This window comes from Kribbella pratensis, assembly GCF_004365355.1.
Classification (GTDB): Bacteria; Actinomycetota; Actinomycetes; order Propionibacteriales; family Kribbellaceae; genus Kribbella.
In genome coordinates this window covers 1926776-1947612 of record NZ_SODP01000002.1, presented here as the reverse complement: position 1 = coordinate 1947612, position 20837 = coordinate 1926776, and the positions used below count along the sequence as shown (strand labels likewise).

The 20837-nt window shown below is 68.7% G+C and carries 15 protein-coding genes; 8 read left to right on the top strand and 7 right to left on the bottom strand.

Annotation, left to right across the window (positions count from 1 at the left end; genetic code table 11):
* Positions 1–42: 42 nt before the first annotated feature.
* The 3 genes from EV653_RS26190 to EV653_RS26180 are packed head-to-tail and all read right to left on the bottom strand — an operon-like array spanning position 43 to position 2921.
* Complete coding sequence (locus EV653_RS26190) at positions 43–1167, bottom strand: sensor histidine kinase (RefSeq protein ID WP_166679559.1); 1125 nt, start codon at positions 1165–1167, stop codon at positions 43–45.
* Positions 1168–1199: 32 nt separating this feature from the next.
* Positions 1200–2351 carry a sensor histidine kinase gene (locus EV653_RS26185; RefSeq protein ID WP_134106315.1) on the bottom strand — a complete coding sequence of 384 codons (1152 nt, stop codon included), beginning with the start codon at positions 2349–2351 and terminating at the stop codon, positions 1200–1202.
* Positions 2352–2378: 27 nt separating this feature from the next.
* Positions 2379–2921, bottom strand: a complete 543-nt coding sequence (locus EV653_RS26180; protein ID WP_134106314.1) for a hypothetical protein — start codon at positions 2919–2921, stop codon at positions 2379–2381.
* Between the two features lie 155 nt (positions 2922–3076).
* Here EV653_RS26180 and EV653_RS26175 point away from each other — a divergent pair, with 155 nt between their 5' ends.
* From EV653_RS26175 to EV653_RS26165, 3 genes are all read left to right on the top strand, one after another.
* The gene (locus tag EV653_RS26175) at positions 3077–3736 is read left to right on the top strand and encodes a response regulator (RefSeq protein WP_238160088.1); all 660 of its coding nucleotides are present in this window, start codon (positions 3077–3079) and stop codon (positions 3734–3736) included.
* A 78-nt stretch (positions 3737–3814) separates the two neighbouring features.
* Positions 3815–7180, top strand: a complete 3366-nt coding sequence (locus EV653_RS26170) for a phosphodiester glycosidase family protein (protein ID WP_134106312.1) — start codon at positions 3815–3817, stop codon at positions 7178–7180.
* Between the two features lie 11 nt (positions 7181–7191).
* On the top strand, positions 7192–8100 hold the full coding sequence (locus EV653_RS26165; protein ID WP_134106311.1) for a S66 peptidase family protein: 909 nt from the start codon (positions 7192–7194) through the stop codon (positions 8098–8100).
* Here the strand turns inward: EV653_RS26165 and EV653_RS26160 are convergent.
* From EV653_RS26160 to EV653_RS26145, 3 genes are all read right to left on the bottom strand, one after another.
* Complete coding sequence (locus EV653_RS26160) at positions 8072–9850, bottom strand: S9 family peptidase (RefSeq protein WP_238160087.1); 1779 nt, start codon at positions 9848–9850, stop codon at positions 8072–8074. The two genes, EV653_RS26165 and EV653_RS26160, sit on opposite strands and share 29 nt — an antisense overlap.
* Positions 9851–10963: 1113 nt before the next feature.
* On the bottom strand, positions 10964–12742 hold the full coding sequence (locus tag EV653_RS26150; RefSeq protein ID WP_134106309.1) for an ABC transporter ATP-binding protein: 1779 nt from the start codon (positions 12740–12742) through the stop codon (positions 10964–10966).
* On the bottom strand, positions 12739–14499 hold the full coding sequence (locus EV653_RS26145) for an ABC transporter transmembrane domain-containing protein (RefSeq protein WP_134106308.1): 1761 nt from the start codon (positions 14497–14499) through the stop codon (positions 12739–12741). Before EV653_RS26145 ends, EV653_RS26150 begins: the two co-directional genes overlap by 4 nt.
* A gap of 139 nt (positions 14500–14638) precedes the next feature.
* On the opposite strand from EV653_RS26145, the gene EV653_RS26140 reads away from it, so the two are divergent.
* Positions 14639–16048 (top strand): MFS transporter, encoded by a 1410-nt coding sequence (locus EV653_RS26140; RefSeq protein ID WP_134106307.1) that lies wholly within the window; start codon positions 14639–14641, stop codon positions 16046–16048.
* On the opposite strand, the gene EV653_RS26135 is transcribed toward EV653_RS26140, so the two are convergent.
* On the bottom strand, positions 16035–17048 hold the full coding sequence (locus EV653_RS26135; RefSeq protein WP_134106306.1) for a GTP pyrophosphokinase: 1014 nt from the start codon (positions 17046–17048) through the stop codon (positions 16035–16037). The two genes, EV653_RS26140 and EV653_RS26135, sit on opposite strands and share 14 nt — an antisense overlap.
* 149 nt (positions 17049–17197) lie before the next feature.
* On the opposite strand from EV653_RS26135, the gene EV653_RS26130 reads away from it, so the two are divergent.
* The 4 genes from EV653_RS26130 (at position 17198) to EV653_RS26115 (ending at position 20827) form a co-directional block, all read left to right on the top strand.
* Positions 17198–18391: an ATP-binding protein gene (locus tag EV653_RS26130; protein ID WP_134106305.1), complete on the top strand. Its 1194-nt coding sequence runs from the start codon at positions 17198–17200 to the stop codon at positions 18389–18391.
* Positions 18392–18538: 147 nt separating this feature from the next.
* Positions 18539–19303: a DUF3152 domain-containing protein gene (locus EV653_RS26125; RefSeq protein WP_238160086.1), complete on the top strand. Its 765-nt coding sequence runs from the start codon at positions 18539–18541 to the stop codon at positions 19301–19303.
* A 31-nt stretch (positions 19304–19334) separates the two neighbouring features.
* The gene (locus EV653_RS26120) at positions 19335–20168 is read left to right on the top strand and encodes a hypothetical protein (RefSeq protein WP_134106303.1); all 834 of its coding nucleotides are present in this window, start codon (positions 19335–19337) and stop codon (positions 20166–20168) included.
* Positions 20165–20827 (top strand): alpha/beta fold hydrolase, encoded by a 663-nt coding sequence (locus EV653_RS26115; RefSeq protein ID WP_134106302.1) that lies wholly within the window; start codon positions 20165–20167, stop codon positions 20825–20827. The genes EV653_RS26120 and EV653_RS26115 overlap by 4 nt, the downstream gene beginning before the upstream one ends.
* Positions 20828–20837 lie beyond the last annotated feature (10 nt).

The following is a 20837-nucleotide window of genomic DNA, read 5'->3' as shown; positions in this document are numbered from 1 at the left end:
CGTTCAGCAGGAGCTGAAGCCGCAGCGTTTCCACCGGCTGGCTCAGCTGCGACGGCCCGCTCCCGCCCGCCAGGCACGTCGGCGGTCGCTGCCCGGCATCGTCGCCTCGACCAGCCAGCCGTCGGCGACCGGTCCGGCGATCAGCTGACCACCCAGCTCCTGCACGCGTTCCCGCAGCCCCGCCAGCCCGCGCCCGGTCCCGGACAGCAGCGGCCGCCGCTGGACTGCGTTCCCGTTCTCCACGCGAACGGTGAGATCCCGGCCGGCGCCGTTCACCACAACGCGAACCGCAGCACCCGGCGCGTACCGCAGGGCGTTCGTCAGACTCTCCTGCACGACGCGGAATGCCGCATGCGCGACCGGCGCCGACACCCCGTCGCGCGAACCCTCGAATCGGCACGAGACGTCCAGCCCGCTCCGCGCTGCCCGCGTGACGATCTCCTCGATCAGCGACAGATCCGGCCCGCCGACCTCCACTCCACCCAGCAGCTCGACCAGTCGTCGCAGGTCCTCGTGCCCTTGGCGCGCCGACTCGGCCAGCCCGGCGAACACCTGCGACGTACCGACCGGATCCCGATCCACCAGCCGCTGCCCTGCCGCTGCCTGGATCACCATCACGCTGATCGCGTGCCCGACGATGTCGTGCAGCTCGGAGGCGATCCGCGCCCGCTCATGCCGTACGGCGAGCTCGGCGAACAGCTCGCGCTCCTCCTCGAGCTCACGCCCGCGTCGTGCGAGCGCCTCGGCCGACTCCCGGTGCAACCGCAGTACCGTGCCGGCCAGGAAACTCGGCACGCTGAACATGATCAACGGCACCTCGATCTCGCCGCCGAGCACGAACCAGAGAACGGCCAGGTACGCCGCCAGCACGGCCGCGACCACCCACGACGCGCGCCCGGACCAGCCGAGCGCCGCGACCAGCGTGAGGAGCGCGAGGATCGCGAACGTGGTATCCGGGAACCAGCCGTATGCGTTGAGCGCGACCGGAACCAGCAGGAGCGCACCACCCGCAACGGCGACCAGCCGCGGATGGCTCCGCCACCACATCAACATGAGCCCACCTGCCAGCAGACCTGCGGTGAACAGGTTCCCGCCGACCGACGTGGGCCAGCCGTGGATCGCAGTCGGCACGGCGACGGCCGCGGCGACCAGCACCACGATCCCCACCTGCTCTAGCCTGCGTCCGGCGTTCATGTCGCTCAGCCGACCACCGGCAGTTGGGCGACCGCGCCCGCCCGCCCCTTGGTGACCTTCACGTCGACCGAACCGCCGAGCAACTTCGCACGTTCCTTGGCCCGGGCAACCGCGGCCTTCAGATCGGCCGCCTCGCCCACCTGTCCGTTCACCCGGATCTCGAGCGCATCGTCCTCGAACCGCACCGACACCACGATCGGCGCGTCGGCGTGATCGGCCAGTGCGGTGACGAGATGCTCGACGATCCGGTACGCCGAAAGCTCAACAGTTGCAGGCAATACGCGCGGGTCGCCGGTCACGACCAACTGCGAGTGCGCCGTACGAAGCCGTGCAAGCAACGTGTCGAGATGAGCCACCGTCGGCGTCGGAGCGAACGCGACATCATCGCCGCGCAGCAGCCCGACGATCTCCCGCATGTCGTCCAACGTCCGCCGGCTGCCCGACTCGATCGACTCCAGCACCGCCCTCGCCTCCGCGGGTGGCAATCCGTCCGCGGACTCGGCCGCCGTGGTCAGGTCGGCCAGCCGCTCCTGCAGCAGCCCGTCGAGTTGCCGCGAGAGTCGTGCCCGGTCGTCCGCGACGTCGAGCGCCGCCCGTTCGTCGCGCAATTGCCGCAACTCCGCCTCGCGGTCCGCGAGCTCTTGGTTCAGCGCCGTACGACGACGAGCCGCCAGCCCCACGCCGAACACGATGCAGACGATCGGCAGCGCCAGGATGATCGCGCCCGGGCCCGTGGTCGCGTCGATGACCAGCACCAGAACGGTCAGTACGACGCTGAGCCCGCACACGATCCACGCAGTTCTCCGCTTGGCCGCCAGCGCCCCGAGGAACGCGATCACGAATGCGAGCGGGAGACCCGCACCGCAGCGGGTCACCCACCCGAACAGCAGGTCGTGCGCGGCCATCGCGAGCACGGAGACCGTGGCGACGGCGAGGATTCCTCGCCGCCACCACAGCACCGGAATCGTCGCCGCCGCGAACACCGGAATCATCCAGAACGAGTGCGAGCTCTGGGCGTGCACCATCGATCCCTCCGCGATGGCGTTGCGCACCTGGGCCTCTGACGTCTGGGTGTTCTCAAGCATCAGCAGGACGCCGAGCAGGGTGAGACCACCCGCGATCCCCCAATCGCGAAGCTTGATCCCGGTGAAGACCATGGCCTGCTCCCTACTCCAGCGATCCGCTCAGGCGGCCGTGTGCTCGTGCACCGGCGCGATCCCCCCGGACCGCTTGGTGACTCGATTCTGCACGAGTACGCCGATCCCGTAGAAGAGCGCGATCCCCGGCAGTGCGATTGCCAGTGCGCCCGCCACCGTGTCGATCGACGCGTCCCGCCACAGCATCACGAGCTCGAGCACGACAATGCCGCCGAGACCGATCAGCTGGTTCAGCCACGAGCCGGCGAAACGCGCCACGGCGTACGCGAGCGCGAAGCCCAGCGGGATGACGACGCCGCAGCGGGTCACCCAGCCGAACGCGATCACGTGCGCCAGCGTGGCGACGGCGGTGACGCCGACCACCGCGAGGATGTTGCGCCGGCGCCACAGGATCGGCAGCGTCACCAGCAGGAAGACCGGCAGCATCGCCCACGTGGTCGTCGACAGCGGATGCGGCAGGTCGGCGTCGGTGGCCGTGATGTTCTCGACCATCAGCAGCACACCCGCAGCGGTCATGAGGCCGGCCAGCACGTAGTCGAGGGGCCTGATCCCCTTCAAGATCTCGTTCATCGGTTTGTCCCTTCGTCCCCGGGTCGTTTGACCCCATGCAGCGAAGGTAGATTTCGGCGTCCGTCGTCCACGTCTGGCGCAAGAACGATCCTGCCGGGGCGGTGTCGTCCGCAGGGATGACGGCGTAGGCCCCACGGATGACGCACAATCACCGTGTGTCCGAGAAGATCCGCGTGCTGGTCGCCGACGATCAGACCCTGGTGCGTACCGGGTTCCGGGTGATCCTGGAGGCCGAGGGCGATATCGAGGTCGTCGCCGAGGCCGACACGGGTACTGCGGCCATCCGGCAGGCTCAGCTGGTCGCGCCGGACGTGATCCTGATGGACATCCGGATGCCCGAGCTGGACGGGCTGTCGGCGACCGAGGAGATCCGCCGGCAGCCGGACCCGCCGACGATCATCGTGCTCACGACGTTCGACCAGAACGAGTACGTCTATCGCGCGCTCCAGGCCGGGGCGGCCGGGTTCCTGCTGAAGGACTCGCCGTCCACCCGCCTGATCGCCGCGGTCCGCGCGGCGGCGACCGGCGATTCACTGATCGAGCCCGCGATCACCCGGCGGCTGGTCGAGCGCTTCGTCGAACCGGTCGTCGCCCAGGGACTGCCGCCCGAGCTCGCGACGCTGACCGACCGGGAGCTCGACGTACTGCGGCTGATCGCGCGCGGGCTGTCCAACGCCGAGATCGCGGCGGAGCTCGTGGTGGCCGAGACGACTGTGAAGACGCACGTCGCCCGGCTGCTCACCAAGCTCGGGGTCCGCGACCGGGTCCAGGCCGTCGTGGTGGCGTACGAGACCGGATTCGCCAACCGCCACTGAACAATCGGTGAAGGACCTTCCGATTCCGTCGTAGAGAAGTTACTTTGTCACAGCTGTCCGTCCGCTGGGGAGGCTCCTGTGACGCTCGTTCGTGCTCTGACCACAGCCGTAGGCGTTGGCGGCCTACTCGCCGGCGTACTCGTCAATCCAGCCCTCGGGCAGACCGCCGACGGCATCTCGGACGCCGCGATCGCCGAGGACGGCGTCCTGACGTCGCGAGTGGACAGCCCGGTCGCGCCGGGGGTGAACTACACGTCCTTCGAGCGCCTCGACCCGAAGGGCTGGCAGCGCGGCGACATCCTCGACACCGACCTGGACAAGCACGGCGTGACCGTCGACCTGGTCAACAACGGCGGCAAGGTGTCGGGCGGCCAGCCGCTCAGTCAGCAGCTCGCCCGCAAGGGCGCGATCGCCGGTGTGAACGGCGACTTCTTCGACATCAACGACACCACCGCACCGCTCGGCGTGGGCGTGGAATCCGGGAAGCTGACGAACGCGCCGGCCGCCGGCCACAACGACACCGCTGTGATCGGCAAGGACGGGCTCGGCAAGATCGCCGAGCTGTTCCTGCAGGGCACGGTGACCGATGGCGCCACCAAGCTCGAGCTGACCAACCTGAACTCGCCGGCCGTCAACACCGGCGGCATCGGCCTCTATACCCCGGAGTGGGGCGACGCGGCCCGGACCCGGACCGTGGACGGCCTGCCGACCGTCCGCGAGGTGATCCTTCGCGACGGTGTGGTCGTCTCGTCGGCCACCACTCCGGCAACCACTCCGTTGGCCGCCGGCGAGCAGGCGCTGATCGGTCGCGAGGCCGGCGCCGACGCACTGACCGCGCTGCAGGTCGGCGACCACGTCGACGTCGCGTACGGCCTGCGTCCCGACGCCGCCGATGTCGCGGCCGCGGTCAGCGGCAACTACCAGCTCGCGAAGGACGGCAAGGTCCCCGACGACGTACCCGATGCGGATCTCGCGCCGCGGACCGCGATCGGGTTCGACGCCGACGGCAGCCGGATGATCCTGCTGACCGTCGACGGCCGGGCGACCGGATCGCGCGGGCTGTCGCTCAAGGAGATGGGCCGGCTGATGATCAGCCTCGGGGCTGACGACGCGCTGAACCTCGACGGCGGCGGCTCGTCCACGATGCTGGCCCGTACGCCGGGAAAGGCCGCGCCGGACGTGGTCAACGACCCGTCCGACGGCGGCGAGCGGCTGATCCCGAACGGTCTCGGGCTGCTGCCGGTCAAGGGTTCCGGCAAGCTGAAGGGCTTCCGCGTCGAGTCCGTCGGCACCTCCCAGGAAGGGCCCGACGCCGACGTCTCACGCAGTTCCCGCGTCCTCACCGGACTCAGCCGGGTCCTGAGCGCCACCGGGTACGACGAGACCTACGCACCCGCCTCCGGTACGCCGTCGTGGTACGCGGGCAGCAACGTCCGCGTCGACCAGCAGGGCGTCGTCACCGGCCGCCGCGCGGGCGACGTGATCGTGACCGCGACCCGCGGCGCGGCGAACGGAAGGTTCCCGATGACAGTCCTCGGTACGCCGACCCGCCTCGCCCCCTCGACGCGCCAGGTCTCGCTCGCCGACTCCACCGCCAAGGGCTTCTTCGAGGTCGACGGGTACGACGCCGACGGGTTCTCCACCTGGATCGAACCGCGGGACGTCAAGCTCAGCTACGACCCGGCCGTCGTCAAGGTCGTTGCCGCACGCAACGGTTTCGAGGTGAACGCGCTGACCGACGACGCGGTCTCGACCGTGGTCACCGCGAAGGTCGGTGCCCTGAGCACCCAGTTGAGCGTGACGTCCGGTCTGACCAGCACTGTGGTCGACAAGCTCGACGATCTGACCAAGTGGGCGGCGAACGCCGTACCGGTCGGTGCGGCGACGGCATCGCGCTCCGCTGCGGAAGGACATGACGGCGGACAGGCGATCGCGCTCGACTACTCGTTGACGGGCAGCACGGCCACGCGGGCGGCGTACCTCTCGCAGACTCCGCAGCAGACGCTGCCTGGTCAGCCGCAGAAGCTGGGCGCCTGGATCTACGGGGACGGCAAGGGCGCGTGGCTGCGGGCGAACGCGTACGACGCGGCCGGCGGTACGGCGCAGACGCTCAACCTTGCGGCCACGATCGACTGGACCGGCTGGAAGTACGTCGAGGGGGACATCCCGCCCGGGCTGACGTACCCGCTGCGGTTCTGGCGGATCTACGTCGTGGAGACCTCGCCGACGCGGCAGTACTCGGGCCGGATCATCATCGACGACCTGACCGTGCGGAGCGCGCCGCCGGTGACGATGACGCCGCCGGCGAAGGTGATCGACCCGATGGTCGTCACCGACGGAACGGTGACCGGCGGTGGCCGCTGGCGGTTCGCGGTGATGTCCGACGCGCAGTTCACCTCCGACGATCCGAACTCGGACTACGTGAAGCAGGCCCGGCGGACGATTCGCGAAGCGCTCGCGCAGAAGCCGGACTTCCTGGTGATCAACGGCGACTTCGTCGACCGGGCGTTCGGCCCGGACATCGCGCTCGCCAAGCAGATCATCGACGAAGAGGTGGCCGGCAAGGTGCCGGTCCATTACGTGCCGGGCAACCACGAGACCTACGGACCGGGCGACCTGTCCGAGTGGAAGAAGGTCTTCGGAGCAGCGACCAGCACGTTCGACCACAAGGGCACCCGGTTCATCCTGCGTGACTCGTCGCTCGGGTCGCTGCGGGCCGGCGGGTTCGACCAGATCCTCGACCTGCGCAAGCAGCTCGACTCGGCGGCGACCGATCGGTCCATCAAGAACGTCGTGGTGTTCGCGCATCACCCGATCGACGACCCGTCGCCGACGCAGAACTCCCAGCTCGGCGACCGCAAGGAAGCCGCCATGATCGTCCAGTGGCTGGCCGACTTCCGCGCCTCGACGGGCAAGGGTGCGGCGTACATGGCGGGCCACGCCGGGACGTTCGCCGCGACGCGGACCGATGGTGTGCTGCTGCCGCTGACGGGCAACTCGGGCAAGAGCCCGGCCGCTGCGCCGGACGCGGGCGGCTTCACCGGCTGGGCGCTGGTCGGGATCGACCCGCACGTGACGGCAGCACCGGCCGGCGAGCGGAACTGGTCGGCGCCCGAGCGGTCCTGGTTCCAGGTCGAGCTGCGACCGCACGTCGACTCGCTCGAGCTGGCTGCGCCTACTTCGCTCCGCCGCGGCCAGTCCGCGTTGGCGACCGCCACGGTGGTCCAGGAGGACCGGAGGATCCCGGTCAGCTTCCCGGTCTCCGCGGACTGGTGGGGCTCGACCCTCCTGTACATCGGTCCGGCTAAGACCGCTCCGTTCTGGGCAGTCGCGTCGTACGACCCGGCAACGGGCCAGCTGACCGCTCTGCACCCGGGCACCGCGCAGTTGGGTGTGACGGTGAATGGCGTCTCCAAGAGCGCGACGCTGCGAGTGGATTGGTAGCGTTCCTCGGCGTGACTGACGTGGTGGTGCCGCAACGACTGCGGAGTGGTGATCGGGTTGCTGTGGTGGCGCCGTCGGGCCGGGTGGACGGTGCACGCCTCCAGATCGGCTTGGAGCACCTGAGGTCGTGGGGCCTCGAGGTCGATGTGATGCCGTCCGTGCTGGCCGGGCACGAACGGTTCCAGTACCTGGCTGCGGACGACAAGGCGCGTGCGGAGGACCTGCGGAACGCCTGGCTCGATCCGCAGTACGTCGCGGTGTTCTGCGCGCGTGGTGGGTACGGCGTGCAGCGGATGCTCGAGTACGTCGACTTCGACGAGCTGGTCGCCGTACCGAAGTGGTTCCTCGGGTTCAGCGACATCACCGCACTGCACGAGCCGCTGAATGCACGTGGTCTGGTGACGCTGCACGGGCCGATGGCTGCTGCTGTTGAGCAGTTGGAGAACGAGGTCGGCAGGGAACGGCTGCGGGCGCTGCTGTTCGAGCCGGAAAGCGTGACTGATCTGCTGGCTCCGCACGGCGCGCGCACTGTGGTCGGTGGAGTTGCCGAGGGCCGCCTCTGCGGCGGCAACGTGGCGTTGCTCGCGTCCAGCATCGGTACGCCGACCTACGCGCCGCCTGTCGGCGTGGTCGTGCTGGAGGAGGTCGACGAGGCCGGCTATCGCGTCGACCGAATGCTCACGCAGCTGTTGCGCGCCGGGTGGTTCGACGAGGTGGCGGGACTTGTCATCGGCGACTTCAGCGGCGTGCAGGATCCAGTCGATGTAGTCCGCGAACGGCTCGAGCCTCTCGGCGTACCGATGGTCGAGGGTGCCGCGATCGGCCACGAGGCGCTCAACCTCGCCGTACCGCTAGGGCTGCCGGTACGGCTGGACGCAACCGCCGCGACTCTCAGCCCAGGTGCTCTCGCAGGAAACTGAAGGCCTGTGGGTACGCGTCGAGGCGGTTCTTGAGCTTGGCGAGGCCGTGGCCCTCGTCGGGGTAGACGAGCAGCTGGCACGGCACGCCGCGCTTCGTGAGCGCCTCTGTGATCTGCTCTGCCTCTGACAGCGGCACGCGCGGGTCGTTGGCGCCATGGATGACGAACAGCGGCGCTCGGATGTCGTCGACCCTGCTGAGCGGGCTCGCTGACTCCAGGAACTCGCGCTCGGTGGCCAGATAGCCGTACTCGCGCTCGCGCATGGCTCGCCGGTAGTCCGAGGTGTTCTCCAGGAACGTCACCAGCGAAGCGATTCCGACGATGTCGACACCAGCCGCCCACAGGTCCGGCTGGAACGCGACGCCTGCCAGCACCATGTACCCGCCGTACGAACCGCCCCACAGCGCGGCCTTCTTCGGGTCGCCGCCGATGGTCGGCAACCAAGCGTTGATCGCGGCCAGGTCCTTCACCGAGTCCAGCCGCAGCTGCCGGTCGTCGAGGGTGTACCAACGCTTGCCGTACCCGGCGGAGCCGCGGACGTTCGGCACGATGACCGTGTGCCCCTCGCCGGCCAGCGCCGAGATGATCGGGCTCCAGATCCGCAGCGCCGCACCCTCCGGACCGCCGTGCACATGGACCACGGTCGAGCCGAGGTCCGTGGCGGTCGGCCGGAACACGAACACCGGCACCTGCTCACCGTCGAACGACGGCACGCGCAGACTCTCCGGATGGTTCAGCTCGACCGGCACCTCCACCGGTCGAACCGCGGTCAGCTCATCGCTCGGGACGAACCGGTACACGGTCGGCGGTGTGACCGGTGAGTTATAGGTGATGGCCGCAAACGAACCGTCGGACGACCAGATCGGGTCCGGCGTCGCCATCGACAACGCCGCGACGCCGCCGGCCGGCAGGTCAAGCGGTGCGATGAGCGAGCCGTCCTCCATCCGGTGCAGCGCCAGCGCCACCTCGCCGTCCTCAAGGACGGCAACCAACAGGTGCTCACCGTCTGGCGAAGGCCACCCGGCCAGGTCGCGAGCGTCATCCACGAGTACGTCGCTCCACGCCGCATCGACCACGTCGTACCGCCGGAGGGCCATGCGGTCGCGGTCCGCGTTGGTCGACACCAGGAACGCCGACGAGTCCGGGAGCCAGGCGACGGCGCCCTGGTCGTTGTGCGCGTCCCCCGGGGTGAGCTCCCTGATGGTCCGGCTCGACGTCTCGATCAACAGCAGCTGCATCGAGTTCGCCGGGGTGCTCGCCTTCGCGAGGACGACCCACTTGTCGTCCGGGGACGGGGTAACGCCCATCACCCAGCCGCCCTGGTCGTACAGGACGGTCTCGCGACCGGTGGCGAGGTCGCGCGCGACCAGATCGAAGTCGACACCGTTGCGGCGGTTCGTGGTGTAGAGCACCCGCCCGGCCCCTGCGTCGACCAGATGATGGATGTACTCCGAGTCGTGGACCAGCGGGGTCAGCGTGGGCAGACCGGGCTCGTCGAGGTCGAGCATGGAGAGCTGACCGCGCTCGTCACCGCCGGTGTCGTGCTCGATGACCACGCGGCTGCTGCCCGGCACGAACCGGGCGCCGCGGCAGGTGTCACCGAGGTCGGTGAGCGCTCGCCAGCTCCCGTCCGGTGCGACTTCGTTGACCTGGCGGGTGCCTGTGCCGTCATACAGCACGAGCATCCGGCCCTCGTCGTCCACATCGAGGGCCATCGTGGTGGGCAGGGAGAACAGCGTCGTCAGCAGCACCCGTTCATCCTCACACGGGAACGGGTGGATCCGCCGGGACCGCAGTCGATCCTGTGGATAACTGTGGATCCGCCCGTCCGTGCGTCAGCGTTCGCCGTGCCAGGAGTTCCACAGCGCGGCGTATGTGCCGTGGGCGTCGACCGACTCGTCGTGGGCGCCCAGTTCGATCTGAAAAGAAGAGGAGAAGAAAGGGTAAGGGAAACAGGAAAAGGAGAAACGGAGAGCAGGCGAGGGTTATTCAGACGGTTTGAGTGGGTCTGTAGGCAAGAGATCAAGGAAAAGACCAGAGAAAGAAGAGACTTAGAGTGGTGGCTGGCTCGGGTGGCCGGCCGAAGGTCTGACTGCGCGGCGTCGGCCGCCCGCCGGTGCGCGGCCTGTACCGGCAGGTCGTACTCGTACTGCTGTACTTGCGGCAGAACGTGAGCCAGGCGATGCTGGCAGACCTGCACGGGATCACTGCCCACCGTGCCGTACAAACGCAGTAAATTCCACGAGCTCGCCGGCTACGAAATGGCCGTGAACAGAACAAGCTCCGCATCACCAGCCGCTCGAACTCCACCGACTCGACTAGTGACTTCTGAATAACCCTCGGTGTATCAAACGGGAGTCGCAGGAAGGGCAAGAGAAAGGAAACAAGAACCACGGCGGCTTGGTCGGCCGGAGGTCTGTGTGCACGGCGTCGGAGGCCAAAGCGTACGTCGGGGCGAGGGGCCCGTGACCAGCTTCTCGGAACATAGTTGCCCCTGGGCGCAAACTTCCTTCCGCAGAACCTGCCGGAACCGCCGGCCGATACGGCGGCTGGAGTTTTGAGATCGGCGTGGTCCGGACGTGAGTCACTCAGTAACCGAAGGTAGGCCGGTGGCCTCAGGGGTGCGGCGCCCTCTTCCGTGCCCGTGGTGTGGGTCTGCTGAGTGGTGGCGGTCCGCCTCCGCGTCTCTCGAAGCACGACGCCGCGCCGGGGCAGTTGGGCTGGGGAGGATCTTCTACCCGATTCGGCACATGATCCTCCCCAGGGTCCGGTCGTCGTCCTTCCCGGGCGGTAGTTTCGCGCCGCCGGCCGCTGGCTGTCACCCAGGCCTCCTGCACGGCCCTCTATCTACTTGATCTTTGCGGTCAGCGTTCGCCGTGCCAGGAGTGCCAAAGGGCGGCGTACGCACCCTGGGCGTCGACCAACTCGTCGTGGCCGCCCAGCTCGACGATCTTGCCGTCCTCGACGACGGCAATCACGTCCGCGTCGTGCGCAGTGTGCAGCCGGTGCGCGATGGCCACCACGGTCCTGCCCTCCAGAACGGTCGCCAACGACCGCTCCAAGTGCCGGGCCGCACGCGGGTCCATCAACGAGGTCGCCTCGTCCAGGACCAGCGTGTGCGGATCTGCCAGCACCAACCGGGCCAGCGCGACCTGCTGCGCCTGAGCCGGCGTCAGCGAGACCCCACCGGAGCCCACCTCGGTGTCCAGCCCGTCATCGAAGCCGGCCACCCAGCCGTCGGCGTCGACCGAACGCAGCGCTGCCCACAGGTCGGCGTCCGTCGCGCCCTGCTTGGCCAGCCGCAGGTTGTCGCGGACACTGCCCACGAACACGTGATGCTCCTGGTTGACCAGGGCAACGTGGCTGCGGACTTGCTCGGCAGACATCTGGTCCAGCGCCGCGCCACCCAAGGTGATATCACCGACGCGCGGCGAGTAGATGCCGGCCAGCAGCCGACCGAGCGTCGACTTCCCTGCACCAGAAGGCCCGACGAGCGCCACCCGCGCTCCCGGCTCGACCGTCAGCGTCACACCGTGCAGTACGTCGCGACCCTCCAGATAGCCGAACCGCACGTCGTCCGCCAGTACAGTCCGGCCCTCCGGCTCGGCATCGCCGTCCGTCGCGGCAGTCTCCACCTCACGGACGCCGACCAGCCGCGCCAGCGACACCTGGGCCACCTGCAGCTCGTCGTACCAGCGGATCATCATGTTGACCGGCTCGACCAGCATCTGGATGTACAGGGCACCTGTGGTGAGCGCGCCGACAGTGATCCAGCCCTGGATGGCGAAACCGCCACCGATCACCAGCACGGCCGCCAGCGCGACCGTGTGGGTCATGTTGATGACCGGGAACAGGATCATCCGCAGGTACAGCGTGTAGCGCTCCCACGCGACCCACTGACCGATCCGGGTGTCGCCGAGCTTGATCCGGCGGTCGCCGAGCCGGTGCGACTCGACGGTCCGGCCGGCGTCGACGGTCTCGGCGAGCGCGGACGCGACAGCGGCGTACCCGGCTGCCTCCGACCTGTATCCGGATGGTGCGCGCCGGAAGTACCAGCGGCCACCGATGATCAGGATCGGCGCAGCGATCACCACTGCCACAGCCAGCGGCGGTGCGGTGACCACGAGCGCACCGATCAGCAGTCCGGCCCAGATCACCGCGATCGTCAACTGCGGCACGGCGTCCCGCATGGCGTGCGACAGCCGGTCGATGTCCGTGGTGATGCGGGACAGCAGGTCACCGGTGCCGGCGCGCTCGAGCACGCCTGGCGGCAGCCCGACCGAGCGGACCAGGAAGTCCTCGCGGAGGTCCGCGAGCATCTCCTCGCCCATGACCGCACCGCGCAGTCGCGTCAGCCGGACGAAGATCGTCTGCACCACCAGGGCGATGACGAAGCCCGTCACGACGTACGGCAGGTTCACGTCGGTGTGACCCTGCGAGAGCTTCTCGACGACGTTGCCGAGCAGCCATGGGCCGACCATGCCGCTCAGCGCCGCCACTGCGTTGACCAGCGTGAGCCAGCCGAACGCACGGCGGTGCCGACGGAACAGTGTCTTGATGTAGGCGCGCACAGTCGCGCTGCCTGCCACCGGGAGCCGCACTACTTCCTGTGGGGCCGCCGGGTCATACAGGGGGCGCTTCACGCCAACTCCTCGAGAGTCTGTTCGTCTTCACGGGTCACGACCGCGCGGTACCGCGGACTCGTGTGCAGCAGCTCGTGGTGCGTACCGACTGCTTCGACGCGGCCTTCCGGCACGAACACCACGCGCTCCGCCCGGTCCAGCATCAGCGGACTGGACGTGAACACCACGGTGGTCCGGCCGGCACGCAGCAGTCGCAGACCGTCGGCGATGCGCGCTTCGGTGTGCGCGTCCACCGCACTGGTCGGCTCGTCCAGCACGAGCACCTGCGGGTCGACGTACAGCGAGCGAGCCAACGCCACGCGCTGCCGCTGACCACCGGACAAGGAGCGCCCGCGCTCAGTCAGCACCGCGTTCATCGGGTCGGACTCACTGTCAGGCAGCGTCTGCCGCAGTACGTCGAGAATGTCGGCGCACTGCGCTGCGTCGAGCGCCGTCTCCGGAGAAACCGCACCACTGGCCGGCACGTCGAACAGCTGGCGCACTGTCCCCGACAACAGCACCGGGTCCTTGTCCTGCACGAGCACGACAGTCCGCGCGGACGCCAGCGGGATGTCGTCGAGGCCGACGCCACCGAGCAGCACTGATGCCTCACCGTCAGCTGTCGGGCTGTGACCCCCCAACCGGTCGGCCAGCAGGCCACCGGCATCCGGATCGCCGGCAACGACCGCGGTGAAGCTGCCGGCCGGGATGTGCAGGCCGGTGACCGGGTCGAGCAGGTCGCCCTGCGGCAGCTGCGCCTCGGCGGTGCCCTTGGTCTCGTCGGTGCGCTGCAGCGACAGCACCCGCGCGGCCCGGCGGGCCGACACCTTCGAGAAGATGAACGCGCTCGCGGTCTCCTCGAACGTCTGCAGCGGCACCAGCATGAACGTGATGAACCCGTACGTCGTGACGAGCTCGCCGACCGAGATCCGCCCGGACGTCACGAGGTGCACGCCCATCCAGACCACGACCACCAGGAACAGTCCGAACAGCAGCACCTGCAGCGCCGCGATCAGCGACCACATCCGCGCACTGCGGACCGCGCTGCTCCTGTACTGCTGCGAGGCCTCGCGGTAGCGGTCCAGGAACAGCTGTTCGCCGCCGATGCCACGCAGTACGCGCAGACCGGCGACGGTGTCGGCAGCCAGCTCGGTGGCACGGCCGCCCTTGGCACGCTGCTCGTCCGCGCGACGCTCGGCGGGACCCATCAGCGGGACGATCGAGAAGGCCAGCACCGGCACCGCGACGGCGACCACCAGGCCGAGCTTGGGCTCGTAGAACAGCAGGCCGATGACGACCGCGAAGCAGGTCAGCAGCGCGGCGGCGAACCGGCCCAGCACCTCGACGAACCAGCCGATCTTCTCGACGTCGCCGCTGCTGACAGCGACGACCTCACCGGCGGCGATCCGGCGGGTCAGCAGCGAGCCCAGCTCCGCGGCCTTGCGCATGAGCAGCTGCTGCAGGCGGGACGCAGTGCTGATCCAGTTCGTCACCACGGCGCGGTGGAAGAACGAGTCGGCGCCGGCCTTTGCCGCGCCGAAGGCCAGCAACAGCCCACCGGCCAGCATCAGCTTGGGCCAGGACAGGTCGATCGCGGCCTGGACGGCCAGACCGACGGCAACCGGAGCGGCGGCGATACCGCCGAAGTAGACCAGCCCCCAGAACACTGCGAGGGCCTGCCCGCGCAGCTGCTGGTGCTCCAGCCAGATGATGAGTCGGAGGCCGGAGCGGGTGTCCGGCACACCCGGGTCGGCGAACGGGATGAGGCGCAAAGACATGACGTCTCACAAACAGGCATAGAGGGATGAAAGAAGGCACCTGACCAGGCGAATAGATCAAGCCTAGGTGGCCCCGCCGACAGTCCGTCAAACCGTTTTCCCGACGGGTAGTACAGTCTTCAAGCATGAAGGGAGCCGGGTGGAGGACCTGAGTCGCGGGCGCCGGTTGCTGGTGCTGGCGATCTGCTGTTCGAGCCTGTTCATCGTCGGGCTCGACTCGACGATCGTGAACCTGGCGCTCCCGGCGATCCGGTCCGAGTTCGGGGCCTCGGTCTCGAAGCTGCAGTGGACGATCGACGCCTACACGCTGGTGCTGGCGAGCCTGCTGATGGTCTCCGGGTCGACAGCGGACCGGGTCGGGCGGCGGCGGACGTTCCAGGCCGGTCTGGTGTTGTTCGGAGTCGGGTCGTTGCTGTGCGGGTTCGCGTCGAGCATCGACCTGCTGATCGCGTTCCGGGTGCTGCAGGCCGTCGGCGGGTCGATGCTGAACCCGGTGGCGATGTCGATCATCACCAACACGTTCACGAACCCACGTGAGCGCGCGCAGGCCATCGGTGTCTGGGGCGGCGTGGTCGGGCTGAGCATGGCGGTCGGACCGGTCGTGGGCGGTGCGCTGGTCGACGCGGCCGGATGGCGGTTCATCTTCTGGATCAACGTGCCGGTGACCGTGGCCGCCGTACTGATGACCGCGTTGTTCGTGCCGGAGTCTCGCGCGGCGGTCCCGCGACGGATGGACCCGGTCGGGCAGGTTCTCGTCGTACTGCTCCTCGGCGGGCTGACGTACGGGATCATCGAAGGCCGTACGGCGGGGTGGGGCTCGCCGCTGATCATCGGGTGCTTCGCGGTGTGCGTAGCGGCCGCGGTGACGCTGGTGTACTACGAACGCCGCCGCGAGGAGCCGCTGCTCGAACCGCGGTTCTTCCGGAGCGCGCCGTTCTCGGGAGCGACGCTGATCGCAGTGTGCGGGTTCTCGGCGCTGTCGGGGTTCCTGTTCCTCAACTCGCTCTATCTGCAGTCAGCACGTGGTTTCACCGCACTGCACGCCGGACTGCTGACGCTGCCGATGGCGGCGATGACTGTGGTGTTCGCACCGATCTCTGGTTGGCTGGTCGGCCACCGTGGTCCGCGCGTACCGCTGGTAGTCGCCGGGACGATGCTGACGGCGTCCGGCCTGATCCTGTCCCGGCTGGGGACCTCGACGTCCACTGCGCAGTTGCTGATCGGCTATCTGGTCTTCGGACTCGGCTTCGGCATGCTGAACGCCCCCATCACCAACGCGGCCGTCTCCGGCATGCCTCGCTCTCAGGCCGGCGTCGCAGCCGCCATCGCCTCGACCAGCCGCCAGGTGGGGGCGTCGCTGGGCGTCGCAATCGCCGGCACCGTGCTGACGGCCCGCCTGGTCGGCCCACTCGAAACAGGCTTCGTCGACGCCGCCCGCCTCTGCTGGTACATCATCGCCGGCTGCGGCGCCCTGGTCCTGATCCTCGGCCTGATCACGACCAGCGCATGGGCTCGACGTACTGCGGACGCACTCGTCAAGACTGGATGATGCCTGCGCGGGTCAGGGCCTTGAGGCGGCCGCGGAGGATCTTCTGGCGGCGCTCTTCGTCGGGGAACAGGGCTAGGTAGGCGGGGCCGTTGGCTGCGAGCAGGTCGTCGTCGAGGCGTCGTACCGTGCCGGCTGGGGCTCTGTGGGTCATGGCGGCCTGGACTGCTTCGCTGTCGATGCCGGTGAGGTGTTCGGTGAGCTGCTCCTCGGTGGTGACGCCGAGGCGGTGCAGGATGCCGAGGATCCACGCGTAGTGGGTGGTCTTCGCGTGCGGTGCGTCCGGGTACCGCCGGGTCAGGTACGTCGTCAGCGTGCCGGTCGCCAGGTCCAGCGGGGCCTTGTCCTCCGCGGTCGCGGCCAGCTCGCGGTACAGCCGGTCGATCTCGGTGAACTCGTTGTCGGCCAGCTCCATCAGCGCCGCGGCAAGGAGGAAGCGCCGGTCGAACTCCGGCTTGCGGTCCGGCGGGATGTCCAGCTTGTACCTGATGTCGTGCTCGAACTCGGCCCACGCGTGCTGGACCGCCGTACGGATCTGGATCTCCATCACCAGGTTCTTCAGTACGGCGTACTCCGGCAGCTCGCGGCGGTGCGCGTTCAGCCGGACCAGATAGTGCTTGCTGGCGTACCCGAACACGCCCTGCGCCCGGGTGTGCGCGCCCATGTCGGTGTGCTCGACGATCTCGAACTCTGCCTCGATCACCTCGCACACCCGGTCCACCGCCTCGACCAGGAACGTGATCACCCGCGCCGCCACCAGGTCGGTGATCTGGTTCAGCGGGTCGTCGTACTTCGGCTTGCCCGGATTGTCCGGGTGCGGCTTCGAGGCCTTCGCGAGGAACGACTCCGGGTCCTTGGCGCGGGCGGTCGCGGTCAGGTAGTTGATGCCTTCTTCTTCACCGATCAGCTCGTTGATGAGCGCCTCGAGCTTGCGCGCGCCGCCGACGTACTGCTGGTGCACCCGCTCGTACATCGCCCCGGCCTGCGAAGCCCACTCCACCATGGCGGAACCCTAGTGGTCTTGCGCTCGCTCGTGGTGTCTATCGCTTTCTAGTGGTTTCGCTAGAAAGCTGTAGAGAGCGGTCGCGACACGCTCTGGTCCTTGATCGGTCAATCTACGGAAAACGCTAGATGGGCTCATACAGTGAAAGCATGGATCCGATCCGGAATCCCTATGCGCCCGGCGCCGGTCAGCGGCCGCCTGAGCTGGCCGGGCGCGACACCGAGGTGCGGCAGTTCGAGGTGGTCCTCGAGCGGGTCGCGGCAGGCAGGCCGGAGCGGAGCCTGGTGCTCAGCGGGCTCCGGGGCGTGGGCAAGACGGTGCTGCTCAACACGTTGCGTTCGCAGGCGATCAAGCGGGCGTGGGGGACGGGAAAGATCGAGGCTCGGCCGGAGCAGAGCATCCGGCTGCCGATCGCGCAGGCGCTGCACACCGCGATGCGGGAGCTGGGTCACCGGCACCGCGACGATGACCGGGTCGACCAGTTCAGCGCCGTACTGAAGGCTTTTGCGTTGCGGACCGGGGCTGAGGACCGGAAGGGGATCCGGTGGCATCCGCCGGTGGACGTGGCCGCGGCGAAGGGGCGGGCTGATTCCGGTGACCTGGAGATGGACCTGATCGAGCTGTTCACCGACGCTGCTGATCTGGCTGGGGACCTGTCCGTCGGGGTCGGGCTGTTCATCGACGAGATGCAGGACATCAGTGCGGACGACCTGTCCGCGCTGTGCGCCGCGTGTCACGAGATCTCGCAGCAGAGTGCACCGTTGGTTGTTGTGGGTGCAGGGCTGCCGCACCTGCCCGCCGTACTGTCGGCCAGTAAGTCGTACTCCGAGCGGCTGTTTCGGTATGTCCGCGTCGATCGGTTGGCTCGTGAGGCATGCGACCGGGCGCTGATGGTGCCGGCCGAGAGCGAAGGCGTCCAGTACGACGAGGAGGCGCTCGACGAGCTGTATGCGCAAACCGACGGTTATCCGTACTTCGTGCAGGCCTTCGCGCACTCCACCTGGGACCACGCGCCGACGTCTCCCATCACCATCAAGGACGTCGCCGTAGCCGCCCCCGAGGCTTCTGCGGAGCTCACCGTCGGGTTCTTCGGCTCCCGCTACGAACGGGCCACACCGGCCGAACGCGAGTACATGCGCGCGATGGCCGAGCTGGGCATCGGCGTCGACGACGGCTCCGTCCCCACCGCCGAGGTGGCCAGCACCCTCAACCGCAAACCCCAGTCCCTCTCCCCAGCCCGAGACGGCCTCATCAAGAAAGGCCTGGTCTTCTCCGCCGAACGCGGCACCGTAGCCTTCACCGTCCCCCACTTCGGCAAATTCCTCCGCACCCGCACGGCTTAACCGAACTGGGGTTTCGTGACGTGTAGGGACTCGGTAGGGTCGAGTGTCATGACCACCCGGCGGAGCGGCCAGCAAGCTGGCGTGGCTGTGGGGGGCCGGGGTGGGCGGCATAGTCGGCGGAAGTCGTACAAGGGGCAGTGGTTTGCGGTGACTGCTCTGGCCGTGGTGGGAACCGTGGTGGTGGCGCATCCGGATGTGGCGCATCGGGCTAGTCTCGCGGCTGAGGTGGTTGCGGGGGCCAACGAATCGGTGAGCACGGCGCCGGTGGTGGAGACGCCTAGCGTGACGCCCAAGCCGGTGGTTACGCCGACGCAGAAGTTCACCACGCCATTGAGGCCGGCGCCGACCTTGACGCGGCAGCCGAAGAACGCGAAGCCGAACGTGCTGGTGTCGACCGGGAAGCTTGCCGTGGTGCCCGGGTTCAACAAGGCGAGTGGCGTGCGCGACAAGCTCACGTACCGCGTGGAGATCGAGCAGGGGTTGTCGGTCAACGGAGCCGCTGTCGCCGCGGCGATCCACAAGACGCTGACGGATCCGCGCGGGTGGCAGGCGCTGCACCCGGTGAGCTTCGAGCGGACCGACACGGTCAACGCCGATCTCCGGATCATCCTCGCGACGCCGGCGCTGACCGACAAGCTGTGTCTGCCGCTCGACACCGGCGGTGAGGTTTCCTGCCGGGTCGAGGACCGGGTCGTGCTCAACGCGAAGCGGTGGATGTACGGGATCCCGTCGTACAACGGCAACGTCGAGCTGTACCGCAGCTACCTGGTCAACCATGAGGTCGGTCACGCGCTCGGGCACGGGCACTCGACCTGCGCCAAGCCGAAGACCCCCGCGCCGGTGATGATGCAGCAGACCAAGGGTCTGGCCGGCTGCCTGCCCAACGCCTGGCCCACCATCAAGGCCACCTGAGAAACTAGGTACGGACGGGAGGAGCACAGCGATGTCGTCACAGGACTTCCCGACGTACGGCCGGGGCGAGCAACCCGATCAGGCCGACCAGCAGCCCGGCGAGGAACAGCACCACTACGCCCCGCCCACGCCGTACGGCGGTGGCACGTACGGCACCGGCCGCGCCACTCCGCCGGTCGAAGGCCCGTACGCGCCGCCCCAGCCCTACGGCACCCCACCAGGTCAGTACGGCGTCCCGCCCCACCCGCAGGCTGGTCCGCACCACGCCCAGCCGCCCAGCTACCGCCCCGGCATGCCGTACGGCGCACCGTCGAGCCCTGAGCCGCACGAGCTCCCCGTGTACGGAAGGGAGCAGCCGCGCGACCCCCGTGCCTACCGGGTCGTCGGACTGGCCACGGTCATCGCCGGCTTCTACGGCCTCCTCGTCATCTCGGTCCAGCGGGTCTCGCTGCGTGACATCTCGCAGGCACCGGGCTCACCCCTCAACCACCCGCTGCGCACCGACGTGATCGACGCGATCGGCCAGCTGCTGCTCGTGGTCGTAGGCGCCGCCGCGCTGTTCATGTGGATCCGCGACGTACTCGCCCGCCGCAAGGCCGGCCGCCAGCCTGAGCCGGCTGAGCTGGTCGGCCTGATCCTGGTCGCGATCTCCGCCGTACCGATCCTGGTCTGGCTGATCATGGTGCTGTCCACCGGCCTGGGATCCATCGACGGCGCGGTCGACCGGCTGCCCACGGCGTACGGCTGGGGCGGTGCCGGTCTGCTGATCCTCGCGGTCGGTCTGTTCCTCGGGTACCGCGAACTGAAGCCCGCCGTACCCAACCCGGTCGTCCAGGGCCCACCGATCAAGGCACCCTGGGAGTGAGCGCACCAGTCGTCCTGGTGCCCGGTCTGGGCCTCGGGCCCGAGTCGTACGCGCGGACCGTGGAGCACCTCGTCACGCCGTACCACGTGGTCACTCTGCCCGGGTACGGCGAACCGGCCGGCGCCCACGAGGACCTGCACCCGCGCGCACTGGCAGTAGCCCTCGCCGAGAAGATCCGCGAGCGGTCCGTCCTCGTCGGTCACTCCGCCAGCTGCCAGATCGTCGTCGAAACCGCAGTCCGGTACGCCGACCTCGTGCACGCAGTCGTACTTGCGGCGCCGTCGGGTGATGCGCGGATGTCCAGCTGGGTGGACCGAACTGTGCGCTGGCTGGGATCCGCCGTCCCGGACTCGCCCAAGCTGATCCGGACCGTCACCCCGCAGTACGTGCGGACCACGCTGCCGACCATGGCCCGCGCCGGTGAGGCGTCCCGGCAGCACGACCTGGCCGGAGTGATCTCGCAGGTCAAGGCACCGGTCTTCATCGTCCGCGGGAAGCACGACCTGCTGGCGACGGCGGAGTGGGTCCAACGGCTCGCAGAGCTGAGCCATGGTGAGGCGCGGACCTTCGACACCGGCGCGCACATGCCGGTCGTCACGAACGGCCCGGAGCTCGCCGCTCTCATAGAACGAGCAGCCGCCCTCCCAGAAACTAGCTGACGAGTTAGAC

Coding starts and splice junctions, on each gene's coding strand:
- EV653_RS26185 (WP_134106315.1), bottom strand. CDS start 2,351: ATGGTCTTCACCGGGATCAAGCTTCGCGATTGGGGGATCGCGGGTGGT.
- EV653_RS26180 (WP_134106314.1), bottom strand. CDS start 2,921: ATGAACGAGATCTTGAAGGGGATCAGGCCCCTCGACTACGTGCTGGCC.
- EV653_RS26145 (WP_134106308.1), bottom strand. CDS start 14,499: ATGTCTTTGCGCCTCATCCCGTTCGCCGACCCGGGTGTGCCGGACACC.
- EV653_RS26135 (WP_134106306.1), bottom strand. CDS start 17,048: ATGGTGGAGTGGGCTTCGCAGGCCGGGGCGATGTACGAGCGGGTGCAC.
- EV653_RS26130 (WP_134106305.1), top strand. CDS start 17,198: ATGGATCCGATCCGGAATCCCTATGCGCCCGGCGCCGGTCAGCGGCCG.
- EV653_RS26120 (WP_134106303.1), top strand. CDS start 19,335: ATGTCGTCACAGGACTTCCCGACGTACGGCCGGGGCGAGCAACCCGAT.